This is a genomic window from Mesorhizobium sp. BHbdii (assembly GCF_053848045.1).
Window position 1 is genome coordinate 1924610 of record NZ_JBSPKX010000001.1, and the last position, 20924, is coordinate 1945533.

Consider the following 20924-nt stretch of genomic DNA (forward strand, 5'->3'; position numbering starts at 1 on the left):
AAGGTGATCGTTATGGCAACTCACGACAAAGACCGTGCCTTCCGAGAGTTGATCAGATCGGAAGACTACCGACGCAAGCTTCGAGATCTGCTAAGATTGGACGGCGAACAGACTTTGCCACCGAGGCTTCTTGCGTTGGCGGTGGAGCTTCAGGAGGAGCTTGAGCGGCGAGGGACAGACTTCGCTGACGAGAACCCCTAGTCCACCAGCTACCAATCTCAGCCGTCCATATCCAGTGGCTCATGTTCGGCTGCGCGTGCCACGCTGCCTGGCGCCGATCGCCCATGTCGAAAACTTGGCCACAGACCGGACAGGGGTTGAAATGATCAGCCTCGCATTTGCCCTGCCGCTTGCCGATTACTGGCGGCAGGTCAATATCCGAGAGTGCCACTGCCGGACTTCGTCTTCGAAGCGCCGCAATGACCTCCGTTAGCACCGCACGGCTGGCCCATGCCGCCGGATCAGCTCGCGCACTTGGTCGGACCGGACGCCGTTTTCCTTGGCGAAGCGGTGAATTTCTAGATCATTCCCAGGCGACAGTTGACCACGGTCTCGATCGGGCATCCTCGTCATAGGCGGACAGCTCTCGTTCATGACTGCATTCTCTTGGCCTCACGCTCCAGCGTGGCCCGTTCGTTGCCGTGGCGGCGGATCAAATCCCTGACCTGCTCCGGTGCAATGCCATTCGACTTGGCGAAATGATCGACCTCGTAGTCTTCGTCGGCGGAAACCCGATTGCGGTCGCGGAAATCGCGCTTTGTCTTGTCGTCGGCCATTGATCGTCCTCCTGTTGGCCAAGCAAAACCGCGGAATTGGCCAGAAGGTTCTCGTAATTCGGGTTGCTTTAAAGAAACATTCGGCCTCGCTCTGCGTTCGGCTCTATGGAGCTGCCCTATGAGCGAGGATGATAGTAAGCGTAGGCCGGATAGCGGGTCTGCCGTCGAGACTTTGGCCCGGCAATTGGCCAGGCAAACAGGCATCTCGGAGTCTGATGCTCGGGTGCTGATCGAACTGATCGGCACCAATTGGAATTCATTGTTGCGTGAGGCCCGGCTGTTGAAATCGCGGCGTTGACACTAGGTGCCGAACGGACACGCTTGTGGCCGGTGTCCCTTGGGGGCGTTGGGGTAGATTGCCTGGTAGAGACACCGGCCGAGCGGATTGGGGTCCGCCGCAAGAGACAATTTCAGCAAGAGCTTCCATTCGGCAACCAGGATCGCGGAGCACGCTAAACAATTCGTTGATCAACGGCTTGCGATTAGCCTTGCACTGCGCAATTTTCGCGGCAAGGGCCTTATTACCGAGACTGACGCACCCTAGGCGCGGGCTCGTGCGATACTGTTTCGACATCTACCGTGACTAGGCCGGCTCCTTCGATCCGGACCGTCACCTTGCCGTTCTCGTCATCGACCCGAGTGACAAAGCCCGTGATCTCGACCTTCTGGCCGGCCCTTGTTCTCTTCGGTGTGTCGATCGAAAAGGGAAAGTTGTAAGAGGGTATGCTCACGCTCGACATGCCGTTGTCCAGCACCTTCAGGATTGTCACGGTGAGCGTGACTTCGTCGCCGATCTTGACCGCCATGGCCTAGGGCTCCATCTCCAGCCGATCGTGCACGTCGGATAGTTTCGTTATGCTACTAAACATTCAATTTTGCTAAAATGTTCCGGAACCGATTGCCCGCCCTGCGGCTTGAGTCGCGGTTCGGGGAGTCACAAGTGCATGAGTAGCGCCGCAGACCGGCTATCATTCATTGAGTTTCAATCGCCAACGTTGGTCGCGAAAGCTCCCGCAGGCAGCGAGTGGCTTCACGAGGTCAAATACGATGGCTACCGCACGCAGCTAATTGTCGATGGCCGCACAGCACGAGCTTTCACGCGCCGCGGCTACGACTGGTCGCATCGATACAAAGGAATTGTCCAGGCAGCGGCGAACCTACCGGTTAAAGCAGCAATCATCGACGGGGAGGCTGTCGTCCTGGGCGAGACCGGGTTGCCGGACTACCAAGCCCTCGAGCGGGAATTGGGCAATCCAAACTCGCCGAAGGTCATCTTCTATGCGTTCGACCTGCTGCACCTCAACGGTCGGGATCTCCGGCAACAGCCGCTGGTGAAACGCAAGGCCGCGCTAGAAAAGCTGGTGAAGGACAGGGCGCCGACACTGACCTATGCCGAGCATCTGGAGGTGAGCGGCAGCGACGTGTTTGAGCATGCATGCCGGATGGGCTTGGAGGGGATCGTATCCAAGCGAGCGGATGCCCCCTATCGCTCAGGTGTGCAGACGAGCTGGCTCAAGGTGAAATGCATCAAGAGCGACACCTTCCCCATTGTTGCTTTCGTCGAGAAGCTCGGCGCCCATCCACGCCGCATTGCGTCCCTTTATATAGGCCGCTGGGAAGGCGATCGCCTGCTCTACGCTGGCAAGGCCCAAAGCGGCTACAGCTTGACGACAGCGCGGCATGTTAGAGAGCGGCTTGATCCACTGATCATCGGCAAGTCGCCTTTGTCAGAGCCCATCGTGAAGCCGAAGGCGACCTGGATCAGACCAGAGGTCCTGGCCGAGGTGCAATTCAGCGGCGTCACCGATCGTGGCATCCTGCGCGAGGCAGTGTTCAAGGGCCTGCGCGAGGACCTCGTGACGATCCCGGCGAAGTCGCCCGCTCCTTCAAAGAGACGAGAGGCAGTCGGGCAACATGGGGTTCCTCGCGAGAACATTCTGCAATTGCTTCCGGATGCGGTTTCGCCCTGCAAGGAAGAGCTTGCGCGCTACTGGGAGCGGGTTGCTGATCAAGCGCTGATCCATCTCCGCCGGCGACCGCTGAAGCTGGTCCGCCATGCTTTTGGGGCCACCTTCTACCACAAAGGCAAGCTGCCCGAGATTCCCGCGGCGGTACATCAGTTGCGCGTCCAGAAACGCGAGGGGGGCGAAGGCGTTCGCGTGTGGGTGGACGACCTTGCCGGTTTGCTCGGGCTGGTCGAGATGGATGCCGTAGAGGTGCATCCCTGGAACGCCACCGTTGACGATATCGAGCATGCTGATCGCGTCGTGCTGGACCTCGATCCGGGGGAGGGCATCGAGTGGGCGGAAGTGATCGAGACCGCGTTGGCGCTCCGCGACATCATGGAAGCGGCAGGTCTGGAGAGTTGGCCGAAGGTGACGGGCGGCAAGGGCATTCACTTAATGGGACCGCTTGAGACAAAGATGACCCACGACAGCGCCCGGCAATTGGCCAAGTCGCTCGCCCAGTGCCTTGTTGAGGCACGCCCCGGTCGTTATCTACTCTCTGCCGCTCCGGCAGCCCGAAGAGGTCGCATCTTTCTTGACTACCTTCGCAACGGACGTGGCAACACCGCGGTGGGAGCCTTCTCCCCACGAGCCCGACCGGGCTTCCCAATCGCCCATCCTGTAACGTGGAGCCAAGTTGAGCGGGGTATTCGGCCCGACGGTTTCACCATCGACCATCCGTTCCGAGCGGCTGCCCGAAGGGCGGCGTAGCCGCTCGCATTCGAAGCTTTTAATGCTGCTTACCGGCGCCGAAGGGAATGAAGCGGCCGGCGACGCAATGGGTCAAACCGGGGATCAAAGCCCGCGTGAACCATCTCAGGGGCGAGGAAGACCTCGGCACGCCTCGCTGCAGGATTTTTGGAATGAAGACTAGAACGCCGTTTGTGTCTCGAAGACGCGACAACGCAAAGTTCATCGGCCCGGCCAAGCGCCGACTATTTGACAAGCGCGCAAATGGCGTATGCTGTCAGCGTCCAAGCTGTTGGGGGCGTAGCGGCTACATGCGCTTGTGCTACCCACCCTGGAGCTGGGGAAGTAACCGGCAAGCTCCTAGAAATTAGAGCATTTGAATTTGACGCGCTGGCACCGCCACCTATGACGACTTTTGGCTTGGGACACCAAGCCTGTGCGGATTTGTCTGGGCTAGTATCATTCGCACTTGCATACTGGGTGATCTCCCAACCGCTGACGCCGTCCTTCCCCGCTGGACCCGCAGCTCCCATTGCACCTTTAGGTCCCTGCTTGCCGGGCAGACCTTGTGGACCGAGAGGCCCTTGGGGCCCTGGGGGGCCCGCCGTTGCGCAACCTGCAATCAAGGCGACACATGCTAGAGCGGTAATAACTCTCATGACCACCTCCCCGGTTTCCCGGTGAGTCCCAAAGCCTAGCAGCACGGCGCCCGCCATCGGGAGCGGCCAATGAGGCGGAGGAAGGACCCGCGCTCCTTCGAGCGCGGCCGACCGGCTGCTCCCGATCTGCAGTGGGCTGGGCGGGGCAGGGGTTGACCCACTGGTTCCCCGATAACAGTTAGTGGCTGCTAATGTTCCAGGCTCGGCGTAGGCCGACTTGGCCATGACCGGAAATGAGGCCGGTCAGAGAGATCGACCGAACCGCCGCTGTGATCCCGCCTCTACCAAACATGTGGGCATCCCCCAATTTACCCCCATGGGTCTCCTCTGGTTCTCCCCCGGTCTACGTGAAAGCGAACCGTTCGGGCTTTCGCCATGGGGGCAGCCACGTCGAGGGAGCCGCCGAGGAACTCATGCTGTGGGACACAAAGGGGCCGAAGTGGATGAAAGCGGTCCAATCATGCGTTGACGCGTTCGAGGGCAGAGTGTCCCCCAAGAGATCCGTGAAGCCTTAGAGGCGGCGGCCAAGGAGGCGAGCGTGTATCTCTCGCCTGAGTAGGAGGTATCATGGCAAGTCTTTGGTTCGTCCCTCCGGTGTTCGTGAAGACTGAAACGAAGGGTGTCAGGCATGGCTGCAACAATACGAGGGCAGCCCTTGAGCAGCTCAAGAGGTGGACCCGGAGAGGACCTCGCTGGTACAAGGCGTGGACCCTCTGCCTGTCAGCACTGGAGGGCGATCCGATTGACCCTCATGTGATACGAAAGGCTTTCGTGGCTGCCGCTAAGGAGGCGGAGATGTATCTCTCGCCCGAGTAGGAGGTGCTATCCATTGGTTTCACCCTCCGGTCCAAACCGACAAACCTGGGCTCATCTACAGTCTGCACCGAGGGTGCGACTGCGGAACTCATGAAGTGGACCAAGCGGGAACCTAAGTGGAAGGAGGCCGTCGAGGTCTGCATGGCTCTCATTGAAGGCGAGCGCACGCCCGACGACGTTAGGAAGGCCTTCGAGGCTGCTGCCGAGGAGGAGGGGTTGTTATGCTCCTCTAACTAGCGCTCGATCCCTCCAACCGCCGGTTGGTGGACGCGACGCAGTCGGCGTGCGTAAGATTCCTACGATCCGGGCACACCCGCCCCCGCCCACCCTGTGCCTGGTGAACGACTGATTGCCCGCCGTGCCGAAAGGTGCGGCGGGCTTTTTTTGACGTCCGTACGGAACACCAGCTCCGGGAGCGGGTTCGGCTCCTGCAGCATCTTCTCCTGCGAACCAATGCTGCGAGATCGGTGTCCCTCCCGATCAGCCCGCGTCCTTCCCCTCCGTGGGGCGCAGGCAACTTCAGATGGACTCTCTCCCTGATCGGAGTAGTCACGTCATGCCGTCCACCTCGATACACAAAACGGAATACGATCCGGAGCGCAAAGTCCTCTCGGTGTGGTTCGTGGCCAGCGGTAAATGCTACCAGTTTGAGGACGTGCCGCCGGAGACCTTCGCCGAGTTCCGAGCCGCCTTTGCCAAGGGCCGCTTCTTCAACGAACAGATCCGCAATCACTTCCGCTACCGTCTGGTTGGACCCGCGGTCGACTGAGCACCATCAGCGGACGATCTCTCTTTTGGCAGGGATGCGACTCATTCGTCGCGGCCGTCCGGCCAGCCTTTGCGAGGGTAAGGTCGGACATCGGAACGAAAGGCGGATTCGCGAATTCTACGCTAGATAATCGGAATCGTCGCCCATGAGGCTCGCGACCCTCCACCTTGAAACTGCGAGATACGGCGATGTATATCGCGCCGAAAGGCTCGCGCGGCTGAGGCAGCAAATGATCCGGCACATCAAGCGCACTGACGCCTCGGCTCAAAAAGTCGAGCAAGCGCTGGCTAGTTTGGCCGAAGCAAACGCACCCATGCACCGGCCATGGTGGCTAAGACCAGAACGGCCCGAGGACGAACACGGCCATTAGCGCAACAAAAAGCAAAGCGGCGATCACGGCGCCCCCCATGAGGACCCTTCCGGTGCCGCGTTTCTCTTCCTCGCGAGTTCGCCGCAAGTGCGGTCACGCCCTGTTTCAATTGGTTGGTCGGTCGGTTCTTCCCGCTCGGAAGTTCCTGTCTATCGCTGTGTTGCGCCCCAGCACCGCACCCAATTCGGTACGTTTTCGCGCATTTCCAGAATCAGACGTTAAAAAGCGGCGGGCTTGCTTCGGATGGTTAAGGCCAGGAGCGCGTCCCTGCTGCCAAAGACATCCAACACAGTTTATGATTAAATAGAACTAATTAGAGCATCGCTCGAAAAAGAGGTCACCGGTTTTTCGAACAAAGCGATCGCAAACTAGAAGTTACAGCGGTGCGCGCGCCGCTGTAGGCGCCGGATCAGATCACGAAAAAATCGTCGGCCAGCAGCGTCGGCCTGTTCGTCAGCGTCGCGAGCTGTGTCACGCCGCCTGCGACGTTTCCGTTGGAATCGTAGAACAACGCACCCGTAACCTGGTCATAGACGATGTGGTCGTCGGCGTCGTGCGCGCTAGTCCCAGCGAAGAAGTACCTTGGCTCGAGGGCTCCGGTGGCTCCAAGCCCCTGCATTACCGAATTCTGGAGCCTGAATGTATCGGCCGTATGGTTGAAATCCGTGATGATGTCGCGGTTGGCCACTGAGAGCGGCGCGCTGAAAACGAAGGAATCGTTGCCGGCGCCACCAGTAAGCCGGTCAATGCCAAGGCCGCCCGTTAGTGCATCGTTGCCACCGTGCCCAAGCACGGTATCATTGCCTCGGCCGCCGTCCAGTTTGTTGTCGCTGTCGTTGCCGTCGAGCACGTTGTCGAGGGAATTTCCCGTGGCTCCGACGTTGGCGTTTCCGGTCAGACGCAGATTTTCTACCAGCCTGCGATCGACCGCCAGTGAGTACGTGACCAAGCTGAAAATCTGGTCGAGGCCCGCTTCGTCGATGACGTTGTCCAGTACATTGTCCACGTAATAGGTATCGTTGCCGGCACCGCCATTCATCAGGTCGGCCCCGGTCCCGCCATCGAGAAGGTCGGTGCCATCATAGCCCGCCAACCGGTCGCTACCCGCCCCGCCCCTTATGGTGTCGTTGCCGGCAAGGCCGTCCAGCGTGTTGTTCCCATTGTTCCCGGTCAGCTCATTGTCGGAAGAATTGCCGCGACCATTGATAGCGCCAAGGCCGATGAGGGTCAGATTTTCGACATAGGATGGCAGTGAATAGGTGCTCGAGCTGAACACCCAATCGTTGCCCGCCGCATCGGCCTCGACCACACGGTCGAGCGCATTGTCGACATAGTAGGTATCGTTGCCCGCGCCGCCCTCCATCTTGTCGATTCCTACCCCGCCGTCGAGCAGGTTGCTGCCAGCGTTGCCGACCAGCGTGTTGTCGAGTTCGTTACCCATCGCGTCGATGTCGGCAACGCCGGTGAGCGTGAGCTGCTCTATTTGCTGGCCGGACAGGGAATACGTCATCGAGGTGATGACCAGATCGATGCCGGCGCCGTCAGCCTCAATGACTACGTCGAATGCGTTGTCGACGCGGTAGGTATCGTTGCCCAAACCGCCGGACATTTTGTCAGCACCGGCTCCGCCGTCCAGAACGTCATCAAAGCTGCCGCCGTTCAGGATATCCGCCGCATCCGTCCCGGTCAGGTGCTGCTCCATCACGTCCGGCGCGGCATAGGCGCGCACGTAGTCGATGACCATCTTATAGGTGCCGGACGCCCGCTCGACTTCAAGGGGATTCATGGCAAGCGAGGCCAACATATAGAGCGGCGTGCGGAAGGACTCGCTCATTGGAAAGCGGCTCAGCTCCTTGCCGTCATAGTACACGGTGATCCAGTCCGTCGTGATCCTCGCGCCGTAGGTGTGAAACGCCCCGTCGAACATCGAACCGGCGAGGCCCGTATAGTTACCTTTCGAAGCGTGGCTTTCCTTATTGCTCAAGTGCACCGCCTGGTGATGACCATCGGGATCGCCTCCATACGCTTCAACGATGTCGACCTCGACGCGTGGCACAGTCTGATCGGGCGACAGCATCCAGAAAGCCGGCCAGGCTCCCGCCCCGCCGTGAAAGGCTGCGCGCATCTCGAAGTACCCGTACTTTTGCGCGAAACCCTGGCCGGCACTGTTAACCGTTTGCATCGTTCCCGACTGCCAGACGCCGTCCACCTGCTTCATGGTAATGGTCAGCTGCCCGTCAGAGACGGAGAACGGGTTCGTTGCCCCTACCGGCGACATGAACGTGGCGGCCCCATAGGGGGCATGCACAGGCGCGAACCACTTGCCAGTGCCGTTGTTCGGCACGACATCAAGCGTGTTGAACTCGTCAGAAAAGGAGAGCTTGAACCCCGAGAGGTTCAGCTCCGATCCTTTGTACTGTCCGGTCCAATCGCCAGGAAGAGCAATCGCAGCCATTGATGGGCTCCTCGTTCTCGCAACATTTCGCGGCTGACCCCCACCAAGATCTAATCGTCCATTTGTTAACAGAACGTAACGGACACCGATTCCGCCTTAAATGGGGTCAGTGCGGTTATCCCCAACACTTCACTAGAAATTTGGGAGAAGTCGCAAGTCAGTTGACGTAGCCGGCACACGATACTGCGAATCCTGCGATACCGTGACGCCGGGCTCGAACGTCGCCGCAACCAGCCGCTCCTTCTCCGCCCGCGACCAGCGCCGCCGGCGCTGCACCGAGGTGATCACTTCCACGCGCGCAATCGTCATACGACTCCTCCCAGGATTATTCCCCGGACTTGCAATGTTCGTCCTAAGGCGACAAGGCGGCCTTCACCGTAGGCTTGTAGGCCGGCGGAGGCGGCCTTCAGTCGGGGTTTCAAGAGGCTCACGGGCGTCTCGCCAGCGGGGTGGCGCGACGGTCGGCGCAGATAGGATGGCCGAATGTCCGTTTTCTCAATCCGATTCGGACCTGCAATCTCGCCTCCGGAATGACCATTAGGGGTCAGGTCACGACAATACTGACACGGACTGAATGTCCGCTCTTGAAGATCGGCAGCTGGAAGCTGCCAGTCCGCTGTCGGCCCCCGAACGCGACGTCTGAGTAGTGGTTCGGCGATGACCGCTCTTGGGCGGCGAAACGGTCATTCAGCTGCGGTCGCGAAGAAGTTTTTTTCAGATGCATTCGCCTAGTGAGAATTCACCCAACAATCAGGCTGCTGGCGCACCGTCACAAGGGTCGCGGTCTGAGCCGGACCGGACATTGGCGATGGCCAAGACGGAGGTCGGCAATAAGTGTGGTGAGCGGTCATTCGCAGAGAGCCCGCGTAACTCGCTAGCCTCAATCCCGAATTTTGATATGCTGTCCGGCATGCGCGACTATGCGCGCACGGGTTAGGACGCCCAGAACTCTGACCGAGGCGCTGCGATGCCGTACCAAACGCCCGCCAACGAGACGGAGCGGCTTGGTGCCGTCCGAGCACTTAATCTTCTCGATACCCCGCCGGAGATCGCCTATGACGACATTGGCGAACTGGCTGGGCAGATTTGCTGGTGCCCCGTAGCCTATGTCAGCTTGATGGACGACCACCGCCTCTGGCTAAAGGCCAAGTATGGCCTTCCTCCGAACTTTAACCAGTGTCCGCGCGAAATCGCATTCTGCGCTACGACTGTTTGCGGCACCGAGATGGTCGTAGCGCCCGATCTGCTGATGGATTCCCGATTCAATCAAATCCCGTTTGTTACGGGCGAACCCCACTTCAAGTTCTATTGTGGCATTCCGCTTGTGACCGAAGGAGGTTATGCATTGGGGACACTCTGTGTGATGGATTTCGTGCCGCGTCAGCTGGCCTTTGAACAAACTGAGTCACTGCGCCGCCTTTCGCGCCAGGTGCTGACACAATTGGAGCTGCGCCGCAAACTCATCGAGTTCGACCAAGCATTGAAAGAGCTGGATCACGCGCATGTGGACTTGATCGCCGAGAAGGCGCGCACCGAAGAGCTGCTCATCAATATCCTTCCTGTGTCGATTGCCGACGAGCTCAAGAAGAGCGGCAAGGTGCAGCCGAAATATGAGCCCTCGGCGACGATCCTATTTGCGGATTTCAAGGGCTTTACCCTTCTGGCCGAACGCATGGAGCCCGCCGCGCTCATCGGGCTCCTTGACCAATATTTCACAGCTTTTGACGAGATCGTAACGCGCCATCGAGACCAAGCACGGGCGCAGGCTCGAAATGTTCTTCCTTAACCGGCTGAAGCTGGAGTACTCGCGCGATGCGGATGGCCGCATGCCAAGTGAAAAATTCGTCGCCGAATGCAGCCGACTGCTCAGTGGCTTTCCCGGCTAGCAAGTGAACAAGCGAAAATGGCTGGGGCGGAATGACTGGTGCAGTGATCACGTGTCTTCCTGTTATTGTGGAGACGAGGAGATGGCCCTGTGAGCGAGAACCGCAAGCTAGCCGCGATCCTGGCCGCCGACGTGGTCGGGTACAGCCGGCTGGCCGGCGCAGACGAAGATCGTACTTTGGCCAGGCTGCGGGCACTGCGCAGCGACCTGATTGACCCGACCATCGCTGTCCACAATGGACGCGTGATCAAGCGCACAGGCGATGGCGCACTGGTCGAGTTCCGCAGTGTGGTAGACGCCGTGCGCTGCGCCCTCGAAGTGCAGAATGGCATGGTCGAGCGCAATGCCGGCGTGCCGCAGGACCGCCGCATCGAGTTCCGGATCGGTATTCATTTGGGCGATGTGGTCGAGGAAAGCGACGGCGATCTGATGGGCGACGGCGTCAACATCGCCTCGCGTCTGGAGGGCGTCGCGGCGCCCGGCGCCATCTGCCTGTCCGAGGACGCTTATCGCCAGGTTAAGACGAGGCTCGACCTTTCGGTCAGCGATCTCGGCCCCACGCAGCTCAAGAACATCGCCGAGCCGGTCCGGGTGTATTCGCTGCGTGTCGGCACCGCCGAGGCAAAGGCAACCGCGACCTCCGAATCCGTGACAAGCCGGCCAGCGACGGCACCGCCGCCGAAACTGTCAGTCGCCGTGCTGCCCTTCGCCAACATGAGCGGTGATACCGAACAGGAATATTTCGCCGACGGAATCTCCGAAGACATCATCACGGCTCTATCAAAACTGTCGCAGTTGTTCGTGATCGCTCGCAATTCGACCTTCACTTTCAAGGGCAGGAACGTGAACGTTCTGGAGGTCGGCCGGAACCTCGGCGTGCGCTACGTGCTCGAGGGCAGCGTCCGCAAATCCGGCAACAGGGTACGGATCACCGCGCAGCTTGTCGACGCGACCACGGGCGGACACCTGTGGGCGGAGCGTTTCGATCGCGACCTGACCGACATCTTTGCCGTGCAGGACGACGTGACGCAGCAAATTGTCGGCGCTCTCGCGCTCAACCTGACGGAGGGCGACCAACAGCGGCTCGCGACCGAGCACACCGACAACCTGGAAGCGTACGACTATTTCCTGCGTGGCCGAGAGCAGCTGTGGCGGTTCACGAGAGAGCAAAACATCCAGGGTCGGGAACTGTTGCAACGCGCCATTGAACTGGACCCGAAATTCGCTCCCGCCTACGCGTTCCTCGCCTTCGCAAACATGCTGGACTACGGAAACCAGTGGAGCCCGTCGTCATCGACATCAATGCAACAAGCAGAAGTGTTCGCGACACGGGCAGTGGCGCTCGACAATCGATATCCTTACGCGCATTGGGCGCTGGGCATCATCGAATTGTATTCGCGACGGCACGACGTCGCCATCGGCGAGGCCAAACGCTTGATCGCCCTCGCTCCAAATCTTCCCGAAGGACACGAAAATCTCGGAATTGCACTGCATTATTCCGGCAGGTCTGCGGAGGCACTCGGGTGTGTCGACAGGGCAATGGCCTTGAACCCGTATTATCCGGACGTATACCTCCACTTCCAGGCACAAGCGATGTTCCAGTTGCGCAGGTACGAAGAGGCAATCGGCATCCTGAAGCGGCGACTTGTCCGTAACCCTGACACCGACGTCTCACGCGTGCTCCTGGCGGCGAGCTACGGCCATCTGGGCCGCTTCGAAGAAGCCCGCCATGAGTGGCAGGAAGTGTTCCGCGTCAACCCTGATTATTCTCTGGAACACCGCCGAAAAGTGTTGCCTTACAAGAATCCAGACGATTTCGAATTAGTGGTGGACGGGCTTCGCAATGCCGGCCTGGTGTAACTGCGGACCAGGGGAATGCCCGGTTTCAACCGTCTGCAGCCACTCGCTCAAAGGAGGAACAATGACTGCTGTTGGCGCTGGTTGCTCGTTCCGGTCAACGAGACGTTCGGCAGGAAACCCACCCTTGTCTTCCTCTCGCCCTTCCAAACTCAAGGCAAGCGATGAGGCCAAAGCAGTCATTTCAGAAGCCCAACTGCTTCTACTGTGTTATCATAACTCCGCTTAGGTGGACCCGATGGCAAGCGACAAGAATCCTCATGAGGAGATGTGGCGTGGCCTTCTGACCGACCCGCAGTCACCGCTCCATACCGATAGGATGCAGTTCAAGCTGCTGCCAGGATCTCCCCGGTGCAAGACGTGTCTGTTCCCCCTGGGTGGGCCGCTCGTGAGGGCGCTGTCTTCCCGATGGGGCAGGAAACCCTCTCGAAAAAACCCAAACTTCTGCAACCTGTGCGAAGAATTTGTCCGCACCCATCCTGGCGGCGCCGAGATCGATCTATCGCTTCTTTTCGCCGACGTTCGAGACTCCACGAGCATGGCCGAAAGGATGACGCCTGCCGAGTTCGCTTCGCTCATGAATCGCTTCTTCAAGGCCAGCAGTGACGTTTTGATCGGCAGCGATGCGCTGGTAGACAAGTTCGTTGGCGACGAGGTTATCGGCCTGTTCCTTCCCGCTATCGTTGCCGACCATCCCGCCGCCGCTTTAGAGGCGGGCCGGCGTCTGCTTTCGGCTACCGGGCATGGCGAGCCCGGTGGACCTTGGTTGCCCATCGGCATCGGCGTCCACTCCGGTACGGCGTACGTCGGTTCCGTCGGGGACGGACTGGTCGCCGATTTCACCGCCATGGGAGATGCGGTGAATGTAGCGGCTCGCTTGGCATCTCGGGCAGGCCCCGGCGAGCTTGTGGTCGCCGAGGCGGCGTGGACCAGAGGCGGGCCACGTCACTGGCCGAACAGCGCCCATATGCTGGAACTCAAGGGGAGGGCCTCTCCCATCGAGGTTCGGGTCGTCCGCATTGACGGGATGCCGCCCAGATCCTGAGACGTCAGCGCATTCGGTGAGGGCGGATCAAAGGGCAACCGAGGGCTAGTTGCCGCCTAGGATTGGGATCCGATCTGATAGACTTTTGAAATGGGCGGCATAGAATTCGGCACACTGCGTTCTGTGAAAGCGCTCGTGCGAAAAATGGCCGAAGAACGCGCCCAACGCCGTCTTGCAGCCATAATGGCTGCTGATGTGGTCGGCTATAGTCGGCTCATCGAACTAGACGAGCGGGGTACGCTCGCCGCGCTTAAGGAGCGGCGCAAGGAAATTCTGGAGCCTCTTGTCCGCCAACACCAGGGCCGGATCGTCAAGGTGATGGGTGATGGCGTTCTAGTCGAGTTCGCCAGTGCGGTGAACGCCGTCACTTGCGCAGTCGAATTCCAGAAGGGGATGATCGCAGCGAACCAAGATCGCGCTGACGACCGTCAAATTGTCCTACGCATCGGCATCAATCTGGGTGATGTCGTTGTCGAAGGCCGCGACCTTTTCGGTGATGGCGTGATTCTCGCCGTGCGGCTTCAGGCAATAGCCGGGCCGGGAGACATCTGCATCTCTGGCAGCGTCTACGACCAGGTTAAGCGCAAGCTTGATTTCAGTTTCGACGAACTTGGCACGCACGCGATCAAGAACATCGCCGAGTCGGTGGCCGTTTATCGCATCGTGTCATCGACCATCTCGGAGTATCAGGGGCCGGCGGAGAAGGCGCCACTGCCATTGCCCGCCAAGCCTTCCATCGCCGTCCTTCCGTTCACAAACATGAGCAACGACCCGGAACAAGAGGCGTTTGTCGATGGCCTGACCGAAGACCTGATCACGGACCTATCGAGAACCAGCGGATTGTTTGTCATCGCCAGCAACTCTGTCTTTGCTTATAAAGGTAGGCATGTGGACGTGCGCCGCATCGCTCGCGAGCTTGGCGTGCGCTATCTCCTGGAGGGTAGCGCCCGGCGGGCTGCGGGACGGGTTCGCATCAACGCCCAATTGATCGACGCAATCGGAGGGGACCACCTGTGGGCGGAACGGTTCGACCGTAGCTTGGAGGATATATTCGCCGTCCAGGACGAGGTGACGGGCAAGATTGTCGACGCCTTAGCAGGTCGTTTGACTACCCAACCAGCGCGCAACAGACCTGCTAACCTGGAGGCTTATGACCTCTGTGTACGTGCGCGGGCTCTGGGGTTGCAAACGGCACTCGCCGCGAAAGAGGCCATTTTCCTGCTGGAAGGGGCGATCGCACTTGATCCGGAATATGCCGAGGCGCACCGCTGGTTGGCGCTGAACCTTTGGTTGGGTTGGGAGTTCTGGGACGAGCCGATGGATCCCAACCGGGCAAGAGCGTTGGCGGAAGCACAACAGGCCGTCGCGCTCGATCCTAACGACGCCGGGAACCACTGGGTATTAGGCATCATCCTGGGACACGAGCGCCGCTGGGCGGAATCGGATGCTGAGTTCGATGCCACCGTGAAACTGGATCCGAACTATGCCGACGCATGGGCGATGCGCTCGGATCTGATCACGCTGAACGGCCGACCGGCCGATGGCGTCGAACACGTACGCAAGGCGCTCCGGCTCAACCCGCACCCACCCGGTTGGTATTACTGGATGTTGGGGCAGGCCCAATATGCACTTCGCGACTACGAGTCCGCGGTCCAGACGCTTCGCAGGCCCGAAACCTATCGCACAACATCGCGCCGCATCCTTGCGGCGAGCCTGGCACAACTCGGGCGTCTGGAGGAGGCGCGCCGAGAGGCACAGATGTTCATGATGAGCAATCCGAATTTCACCATCCGGCATTGGTCCGGCTCGCAACCTTTCCGCGATGAAAGCGTGCGGCGGCATTTTGTGGAGGGCTATCGCATGGCTGGGCTGCCAGAATGAACGGTTGGCGGGGCCGCCTTGACATGGCCAACGGAGACTTGCGGCACCGGATCGCGCGACGCGAGGATCTCGCGGCCATCACCGTGCTTATGGATGCGGCGATCGCCGAACTCCAGGAGCCCTTTCTTGACGACGCCCAGATCCGATCCAGCCGTTCAATCATGGGGCTGGACACGAAGCTTGTCGATGACGGCACCTATTTCGTCGTGGAGCACGACGGCGTCCTGGCAGGTTGCGGGGGCTGGAGCCGGCGCACGACCATGTACGGTGGGGATCAGTCGCCCGGGCGTAACGCGGCGTTGCTTGACCCCGCCAAAGACGCGGCGCGTGTCAGAGCCATGTATACCCATCCGGCTTTGTCCGACGCGGTGTCGGTCGTCTGATCGCTTTGTGAAAATGCAGCCAAGACCGAGGGCTTCGCTCGTGTCGAGCTGGCAGTCACCATGGCAGGTGAGCCACTGTATCGCGGCTATCACCCGCTGAGAGATTCTTCGACGACCGTGGCGGCGCTCCGGTGCCGATCCTGATGATGAGCAAGACGCTCTGAGCTAGGGCTCGAAGGGAGTCGCCGCTGCTACCAATCGCTCTCTTCCAGGCCAGAGGGTGCTGGAGATTGAATCAAGCGACATCGACGACAACAGTGCTCCAAAACGTTCGCCTGAACTTTCGCTTCCGGTCGAGTCGGACGTTCGGTCGTGTTCGTGAGCGTGCGGACATGGCGCGACCTTCCCGTTCCTCAACGCGTAAGAAGAGAGAGCCTGAGCTGCCGGGCTCCCCTACCGTTGATGCGGTTTACAGCCATTGCCCGTGCCAATCGCTGGCAGCAGTTGTTGCAATCCGGCGACTACGCCACCCGCCGAAGATATCGCCAAGCCCGAGAAAATCAGCGCCTCCTACATAAGCCGAATGCTTCAGCTCACGCTGCTCTCGCCCGCTCTCGTCGAGATGGTGCGAGATGGGCGTCAGCCGGCAACAATGACCACTACCGACCTAATGTCGATGTCTGCAGAATGGCACGGGCAGCGCATGGTTCGGGTATAAGTCTCCCTTTGCGCCGAAGCGGACGCGTGGCGGCCAAGGGCTGAACGTCGTGAGAGGGCCGAGAGCGGACAGGTAGCTTTTGGCGGAAGCGTGGTCACAGCGGACGTTCTGCTTCACCCCAGCAATCTGACCCGAATAGCACCTTCATAGCTCGGACATCGAATGACCGCTTTTCGAGCTCGCCCCTTGCAGAATGGGCAGCTGCTTGTTCAGCCCGGGCTCAGTAAAAAACGGAAGGCAAATATGGTCTGTCCGGTTCCCGATATTTGCCTATGGTCATGAGCGTCATCGGCTTAACCGCTTTCATTCCCTGATCCAGGCACCACTTGAAAAGAGCTGTCTGCCGTATCGGCAGCAGAAACGACACGGATGAAGTGGCGGACGTGATTCCCACGATCAGCGCCCGCAGGTCGCGCTCGGTTTCTGCAATCCCGTGGTTGGTAATCCAAGCGTTCGGAGCCGTCATGTATGCTGTTATGCGGCCGGCTCGTTCGGCAACCATGGGGGTGAAAAAGTGGACAGCGGCCGCAATGTCGCTGCGACGAGAGATGCCATGCACCCGGGCGCAGAGTGCATCGCAGGCATCGATATCCTGCTCGCTCATAGGGCGCACTGTGGTGCCTGCCGGTGGGTTTCCAGTAGGACTTCCACTCATGACAAGCACGGGCTCGCGAACTTCAAACCCGAGCGAGGCATAAAGGGCGATCGAACGCATGTTGAAGGTGTCCTGAAGAAGGCGGATTCCGATCGAGCCGTTCGCACGTTTGAGCAGGGCCTGCATCAGCTTCCGCCCGATGCCGTGACCTTGCCTTTGCGGATCCACTGTAATCGGACCGACCCCACGAATATCGTCACCCTCCGTCATGAAATTCGAGCCCACAACCGTCCCGTCCACTTCCGCGACAACGCCGAAGACCGACGGATTGGAGATGAGGGTCCAGACCAGGTCGGTTGCGACTTCAGTCGAGGGGAAATCTGGAGAGAAGCCATGGCGACCCGCAACATGTTCGAAGGCGTCATAGATGATGCGACCACAATCCCCCGCATCCGACGGGGCTGCAGCGCGAATATGTACAGTCATGATGTTCTCCTCAGTGGCCATGTCCCGATTCAAACTTATCGCTGCAACAAGGCCGTCGCGTTTGTCGCGCCCGCGGAAATGAGCGGGCTCAGATTACGCTACCGGCTGCTGCATCTCACTTGCCGGACGCGTGGTGTTGATGATCACCGCCGTTGCTGTGGTGCTCGCACGTGACGGCGGGATTGAATGGAGCGAAGACGCTGTTTGGATTCGTCCGGTAAATCCAGACGTGCCGATCAAAGTGCGGCTCGAACAGGTGGGCCTCATCTGCTGGAGTCGAAGGATCGTCCGCCATGGTGTCGTAGGGGATGCCGTGGAAAGAGGGAGGAGCATCATGCCCAGCCTGCTTCCACGCGCGGGCGAAAACCAGGTTTTCCACCGCGACGAGTTCGAGCGAACCGTCAGCCTGTGGCTCGTAGATCAGGATGGACGGATTGAGAAAGTCTGTGTGGACCCCAGTTCCATCTACGCGGGGATTGGGGGGACCGGATACACCGAGCAGGTCAAAGCGGGCGAAATGAATGCCCATCGCGCCCAACTCGGCCGGTTTGCCCATCATCTCGGCCGTGTCGCACAAGTTCAACGGATCACGGGTGTAGCCCTCGGCGAGCGCCACCCTTACGTCCTGGAAGCGCTCGGTTGCAGCGCGGATTGCAGCGAGGCTCGGTTCGCCGGAAGTACTCGGTGGCAATCCCCCGCCCGCTGCCGCGTTAGCCGAAATGGCCGACGCCGTGATGACCATTGCGATGCGCGCAGCACAGCGCATGCCACGAATTCGATGTTCGTACACTGGATCCTCCTCTGGAGTGTTTGCCGATCGCATAGGAGCAACCCGCTCCCACCATCAGGGGAGGAAGAGCCCGTGCCCGCCTGAGCCCTCACAGTTGCAATCGATGAAGACAAGTTACGGTACACTACTGATGCATTCCATCAGCGTTTCTGGTGCTTTGGTCCGCAAAAATGCATAATGTTCTACATGATGGACTGGAATGACCTTCGCTTTTTTCTCGCAGTGGCGCGCGGTGGCAGCACGGCAGCCGCAGCACGGAGCCTTGCCGTGAACCAATCGACAGTGGCCCGGCGGATAGCGGTTCTTGAGGAGGCTTTTGGTCTGCGGCTGTTTGATAAGAAGCGGGATGGCTACCGGCTCACACCAGAGGGCCAAGCGCTGCTGGAGGAAGCCATCCTTGTGGAGCAATCGGTGCAGGCTCTAACCCGACGCGCCACCGCCCTGGACGGCGCCTTCACCGGATCGCTGAGGGTGACGACCGCGGAGGGCATGGCATTGGGTCTCGTGCCGCAATTGCTCAACGAATTCCACCGGCGGTATCCGGGAATAAAGGTGAATCTGCTCATCGAAGACCGCTACAATGATCTCAGCGACGGGCGGGCCGAGATAGCGCTGCGCGCTGGGCCTCCTAGCAACGGATCGCTAATTGGGCGCAAATTGTCTGACCAATCCTGGGCGGTCTACGGTAGCCGCGGCTACCTGGAACGTGTCGGCAGCCCGACGATTCCGGACGACCTCAGCAGCCATCGGCTGATCGGGTTCGAGGGCGCGATCGAAAACATCACGCCAGCACGCTGGTTGCGTTCCGTGGCTCCTGACTGTGAAATCGCCTGCCGTAGCAATAGCGTTCTCGGATTGCTCCTGGCTGTCCAATCCGGCTTTGGGCTCGCCCTGCTGCCCTGCCAGATTGGGGATGCAGAACCAGACCTTGTCCGCGTCATTGATCCGCAGCCGGGACTTACGAGCGGCTTCTGGATCCTTACGCATCCGGACCTCCACAAGCGGCCGAAGATCAGGGCATTCTTCGACTTCATGTCGGAGGAGATCGTCAAGTACCGACCTCTTCTGCTCGGCCAGACGCGGCCACTCCGCAGCGATGGGAAACGGCTTGAGACGGCTAAGACTACCCGACCTGCGGAGCCTCATTAGCGACAACGCTACGTCAATTCGGCCGGAGGACGCTGGCGACAGTGATTCTCAGCGTCAGCGGTAGGCGATAAGAGCCCATCTTGCTTGACCATACCCGTCGAACGACGCATCGTGAGTGCAATGGGATATGAGGCGAGGGCGGCACTTGCGCCGGTTTCCGGGCATCGGTTTCGGCACTGAGGTCTATCCTGAGAGGATTGCGCGTCGACTGCGTGCGCTCAACCTTACGACCTGGATTGCAAGTCCCCTGGCTGCTGGTTATGCGGTCGCCCAGTTCTTCGACCGGACACCCGGCCTGTGGCAAGTCGCCACGGTAAATGCCTTGACAGCAGTGATCTTGGCGGCGCTTCCGTTCCTCCATCGCTTTGGTCCGCTGGTGGCACCGATTGCCTTCACCCTCACTGCCTATGTGACGGTCTTTGCCGACTGCTATCTGCTCGGTATCGGCAGCGGCATGCAATTCTACTACCTGGCGCTCGCGGCGGTCACGGTCCTGTTCCTGGGGACCGAATACCTCTTTCTTTCGGCCGTGCTCGCCAGTGCCGCTGCGGCGCTCATCATCGCCTTGGAAACGCTGGTGCCTCGCAACACTGGATTGCAGTCGGCGCAGATTACATTTGTAGAGTTCATCATCACCACCGTAGCTGCCTCGGCGATCCTGTTTTCTGTCGTACGTTACGCCGTCCGGGAAGCCGAGCGCGAACACAATCGGTCGGAGGCCCTGCTTACAAACATTCTACCCGCTGCAATCGCTGAGCGCCTCAAGCGCGGCAAAGAGATGGTGATTGCCGACAAATACGATGAGGTTTCGATCCTGTTCGTCGATATAGCCGACTTCACCGCGGGAGCGAGCCAAACGACCCCCGAAGAACTGGTGCTGTTCCTCAATCGCGTGTTCACCGATTTCGATCGGCTGGTGGAGCGGCACGGCCTCGAAAAGATTAAGACGACAGGCGACGCCTATATGGTTGTAAGCGGCGTGCCGACACCGAGGTCCGATCATGCCGAGGCGCTGGCGCAACTGGCGCTTGACATGCGCGATGCCGCAAAGGACTTGCGCGATCCCTTCGGACGTAGTCTTGCGATCCGCATCGGGATGTCTAGCGGCCCGGTTGTGGCTGGCGTGGTTGGAGCGCGCAAATTTTTCTACGATGTGTGGGGTGACGCGGTGAATTTAGCTTCACGGATGGAATCGACGGGAGTTTCTGGTCGGATTCAGGTGTCGCAAGAGATCTATCAGCACCTCAAGGACAGATTTGTTTTGATGTCCCGTGGCGAGATCGCCATCAAGGGTAAGGGCGGAGTGCGGACCTGGTTCTTGGTCGGACGGAAGACACCCGCTGCAAAAGCACTTCCGTTGTTCTGACTCCACCTTCGTCGGCGCGGATGATAGGGAAGACGATCCAATGTGACGATCCGGCTTAGGGGATAGTTTCGTATTTTGGATTGACCTAGACTTGTGACTTAAACCGAAAGGCGAGGTCCGGCGCTTCCGAAGGCATCGGTCGCGAACTGGCTTGGTCGACCGGTCACAAGATCGAGCGGCTGTATTAGAAGGCCCTTGGCCGGCGCCGCGGTCCGCCGTTAAATCGGTAACGCTTGGAGCACTCGCAAACGTCCCCTATTGTCATACCATGCGGTCTTTTCGAAGTTG

The 20924-nt window shown here is 59.8% G+C and carries 18 protein-coding genes; 12 read left to right on the forward strand and 6 right to left on the reverse strand.

The genetic code is table 11. The features are described from left to right. Positions 1–590: 590 nt before the first annotated feature. Entirely contained in the window at positions 591–776 is a 186-nt protein-coding gene (locus ACWTU8_RS09315; RefSeq protein ID WP_029352427.1) for a DUF3606 domain-containing protein, read from the reverse strand. A gap of 118 nt (positions 777–894) precedes the next feature. Between ACWTU8_RS09315 and ACWTU8_RS09320 the strand changes: the two genes are divergently transcribed. Continuing rightward, positions 895–1074 (forward strand): hypothetical protein, encoded by a 180-nt coding sequence (locus tag ACWTU8_RS09320; protein WP_036267327.1) that lies wholly within the window; start codon positions 895–897, stop codon positions 1072–1074. Positions 1075–1297: 223 nt separating this feature from the next. Here the strand turns inward: ACWTU8_RS09320 and ACWTU8_RS09325 are convergent, their stop codons facing one another. Beyond that, on the reverse strand, positions 1298–1582 hold the full coding sequence (locus ACWTU8_RS09325) for a hypothetical protein (protein ID WP_029352425.1): 285 nt from the start codon (positions 1580–1582) through the stop codon (positions 1298–1300). A gap of 138 nt (positions 1583–1720) precedes the next feature. Here ACWTU8_RS09325 and ligD point away from each other — a divergent pair, with 138 nt between their 5' ends. The 4 genes from ligD (at position 1721) to ACWTU8_RS09345 (ending at position 5716) form a co-directional block, all read left to right on the forward strand. After that, on the forward strand, positions 1721–3493 hold the full coding sequence (ligD, locus tag ACWTU8_RS09330) for a DNA ligase D (RefSeq protein ID WP_455847885.1): 1773 nt from the start codon (positions 1721–1723) through the stop codon (positions 3491–3493). A 1205-nt stretch (positions 3494–4698) separates the two neighbouring features. Then, entirely contained in the window at positions 4699–4947 is a 249-nt protein-coding gene (locus ACWTU8_RS09335) for a DUF982 domain-containing protein (RefSeq protein ID WP_455847886.1), read from the forward strand. 90 nt (positions 4948–5037) lie between these two features. Beyond that, the gene (locus tag ACWTU8_RS09340; RefSeq protein WP_455847887.1) at positions 5038–5184 is read left to right on the forward strand and encodes a DUF982 domain-containing protein; all 147 of its coding nucleotides are present in this window, start codon (positions 5038–5040) and stop codon (positions 5182–5184) included. Positions 5185–5503: 319 nt separating this feature from the next. After that, entirely contained in the window at positions 5504–5716 is a 213-nt protein-coding gene (locus tag ACWTU8_RS09345; protein ID WP_095520587.1) for a KTSC domain-containing protein, read from the forward strand. Positions 5717–6495: 779 nt separating this feature from the next. Here ACWTU8_RS09345 and ACWTU8_RS09350 read toward each other — a convergent pair. After that, entirely contained in the window at positions 6496–8541 is a 2046-nt protein-coding gene (locus tag ACWTU8_RS09350; protein WP_455847888.1) for a family 16 glycosylhydrolase, read from the reverse strand. Between the two features lie 132 nt (positions 8542–8673). Next, positions 8674–8850, reverse strand: a complete 177-nt coding sequence (locus tag ACWTU8_RS09355) for a transposase (RefSeq protein ID WP_455847889.1) — start codon at positions 8848–8850, stop codon at positions 8674–8676. Positions 8851–9508: 658 nt separating this feature from the next. On the opposite strand from ACWTU8_RS09355, the gene ACWTU8_RS09360 reads away from it, so the two are divergent. The 5 genes from ACWTU8_RS09360 (at position 9509) to ACWTU8_RS09380 (ending at position 15592) form a co-directional block, all read left to right on the forward strand. After that, the gene (locus ACWTU8_RS09360) at positions 9509–10327 is read left to right on the forward strand and encodes a GAF domain-containing protein (protein WP_455847890.1); all 819 of its coding nucleotides are present in this window, start codon (positions 9509–9511) and stop codon (positions 10325–10327) included. A 189-nt stretch (positions 10328–10516) separates the two neighbouring features. Beyond that, positions 10517–12286, forward strand: coding sequence for an adenylate/guanylate cyclase domain-containing protein (locus tag ACWTU8_RS09365; protein WP_455847891.1), 1770 nt, complete (start codon positions 10517–10519; stop codon positions 12284–12286). 235 nt (positions 12287–12521) lie between these two features. After that, a complete protein-coding gene (locus ACWTU8_RS09370) occupies positions 12522–13328 on the forward strand; it encodes an adenylate/guanylate cyclase domain-containing protein (RefSeq protein WP_455847892.1) in 807 nt (268 codons plus the stop codon). Between the two features lie 144 nt (positions 13329–13472). Continuing rightward, the gene (locus ACWTU8_RS09375) at positions 13473–15209 is read left to right on the forward strand and encodes an adenylate/guanylate cyclase domain-containing protein (RefSeq protein ID WP_455848422.1); all 1737 of its coding nucleotides are present in this window, start codon (positions 13473–13475) and stop codon (positions 15207–15209) included. A gap of 23 nt (positions 15210–15232) precedes the next feature. Next, a complete protein-coding gene (locus ACWTU8_RS09380; RefSeq protein ID WP_455847893.1) occupies positions 15233–15592 on the forward strand; it encodes a hypothetical protein in 360 nt (119 codons plus the stop codon). Between the two features lie 878 nt (positions 15593–16470). Here ACWTU8_RS09380 and ACWTU8_RS09385 read toward each other — a convergent pair. Next, a complete protein-coding gene (locus ACWTU8_RS09385) occupies positions 16471–17331 on the reverse strand; it encodes an N-acetyltransferase family protein (protein ID WP_455847894.1) in 861 nt (286 codons plus the stop codon). Between the two features lie 115 nt (positions 17332–17446). Then, positions 17447–18121, reverse strand: coding sequence for a hypothetical protein (locus ACWTU8_RS09390; RefSeq protein WP_455847895.1), 675 nt, complete (start codon positions 18119–18121; stop codon positions 17447–17449). A gap of 177 nt (positions 18122–18298) precedes the next feature. Between ACWTU8_RS09390 and ACWTU8_RS09395 the strand changes: the two genes are divergently transcribed. Together ACWTU8_RS09395 and ACWTU8_RS09400 are read left to right on the forward strand one after the other, a co-directional pair. Beyond that, a complete protein-coding gene (locus ACWTU8_RS09395) occupies positions 18299–19270 on the forward strand; it encodes a LysR family transcriptional regulator (protein WP_455847896.1) in 972 nt (323 codons plus the stop codon). A gap of 145 nt (positions 19271–19415) precedes the next feature. After that, complete coding sequence (locus ACWTU8_RS09400; RefSeq protein WP_455847897.1) at positions 19416–20636, forward strand: adenylate/guanylate cyclase domain-containing protein; 1221 nt, start codon at positions 19416–19418, stop codon at positions 20634–20636. Positions 20637–20924: the final 288 nt, after the last annotated feature.

Coding starts and splice junctions, on each gene's coding strand:
- ACWTU8_RS09315 (WP_029352427.1), bottom strand. CDS start 776: ATGGCCGACGACAAGACAAAGCGCGATTTCCGCGACCGCAATCGGGTT.
- ACWTU8_RS09335 (WP_455847886.1), top strand. CDS start 4,699: ATGGCAAGTCTTTGGTTCGTCCCTCCGGTGTTCGTGAAGACTGAAACG.
- ACWTU8_RS09340 (WP_455847887.1), top strand. CDS start 5,038: ATGAAGTGGACCAAGCGGGAACCTAAGTGGAAGGAGGCCGTCGAGGTC.
- ACWTU8_RS09370 (WP_455847892.1), top strand. CDS start 12,522: ATGGCAAGCGACAAGAATCCTCATGAGGAGATGTGGCGTGGCCTTCTG.
- ACWTU8_RS09385 (WP_455847894.1), bottom strand. CDS start 17,331: ATGACTGTACATATTCGCGCTGCAGCCCCGTCGGATGCGGGGGATTGT.
- ACWTU8_RS09380 (WP_455847893.1), top strand. CDS start 15,233: ATGGCCAACGGAGACTTGCGGCACCGGATCGCGCGACGCGAGGATCTC.
- ACWTU8_RS09345 (WP_095520587.1), top strand. CDS start 5,504: ATGCCGTCCACCTCGATACACAAAACGGAATACGATCCGGAGCGCAAA.
- ACWTU8_RS09375 (WP_455848422.1), top strand. CDS start 13,473: ATGGCCGAAGAACGCGCCCAACGCCGTCTTGCAGCCATAATGGCTGCT.
- ACWTU8_RS09320 (WP_036267327.1), top strand. CDS start 895: ATGAGCGAGGATGATAGTAAGCGTAGGCCGGATAGCGGGTCTGCCGTC.
- ligD (WP_455847885.1), top strand. CDS start 1,721: ATGAGTAGCGCCGCAGACCGGCTATCATTCATTGAGTTTCAATCGCCA.
- ACWTU8_RS09350 (WP_455847888.1), bottom strand. CDS start 8,541: ATGGCTGCGATTGCTCTTCCTGGCGATTGGACCGGACAGTACAAAGGA.
- ACWTU8_RS09360 (WP_455847890.1), top strand. CDS start 9,509: ATGCCGTACCAAACGCCCGCCAACGAGACGGAGCGGCTTGGTGCCGTC.
- ACWTU8_RS09325 (WP_029352425.1), bottom strand. CDS start 1,582: ATGGCGGTCAAGATCGGCGACGAAGTCACGCTCACCGTGACAATCCTG.
- ACWTU8_RS09355 (WP_455847889.1), bottom strand. CDS start 8,850: ATGACGATTGCGCGCGTGGAAGTGATCACCTCGGTGCAGCGCCGGCGG.
- ACWTU8_RS09395 (WP_455847896.1), top strand. CDS start 18,299: ATGTTCTACATGATGGACTGGAATGACCTTCGCTTTTTTCTCGCAGTG.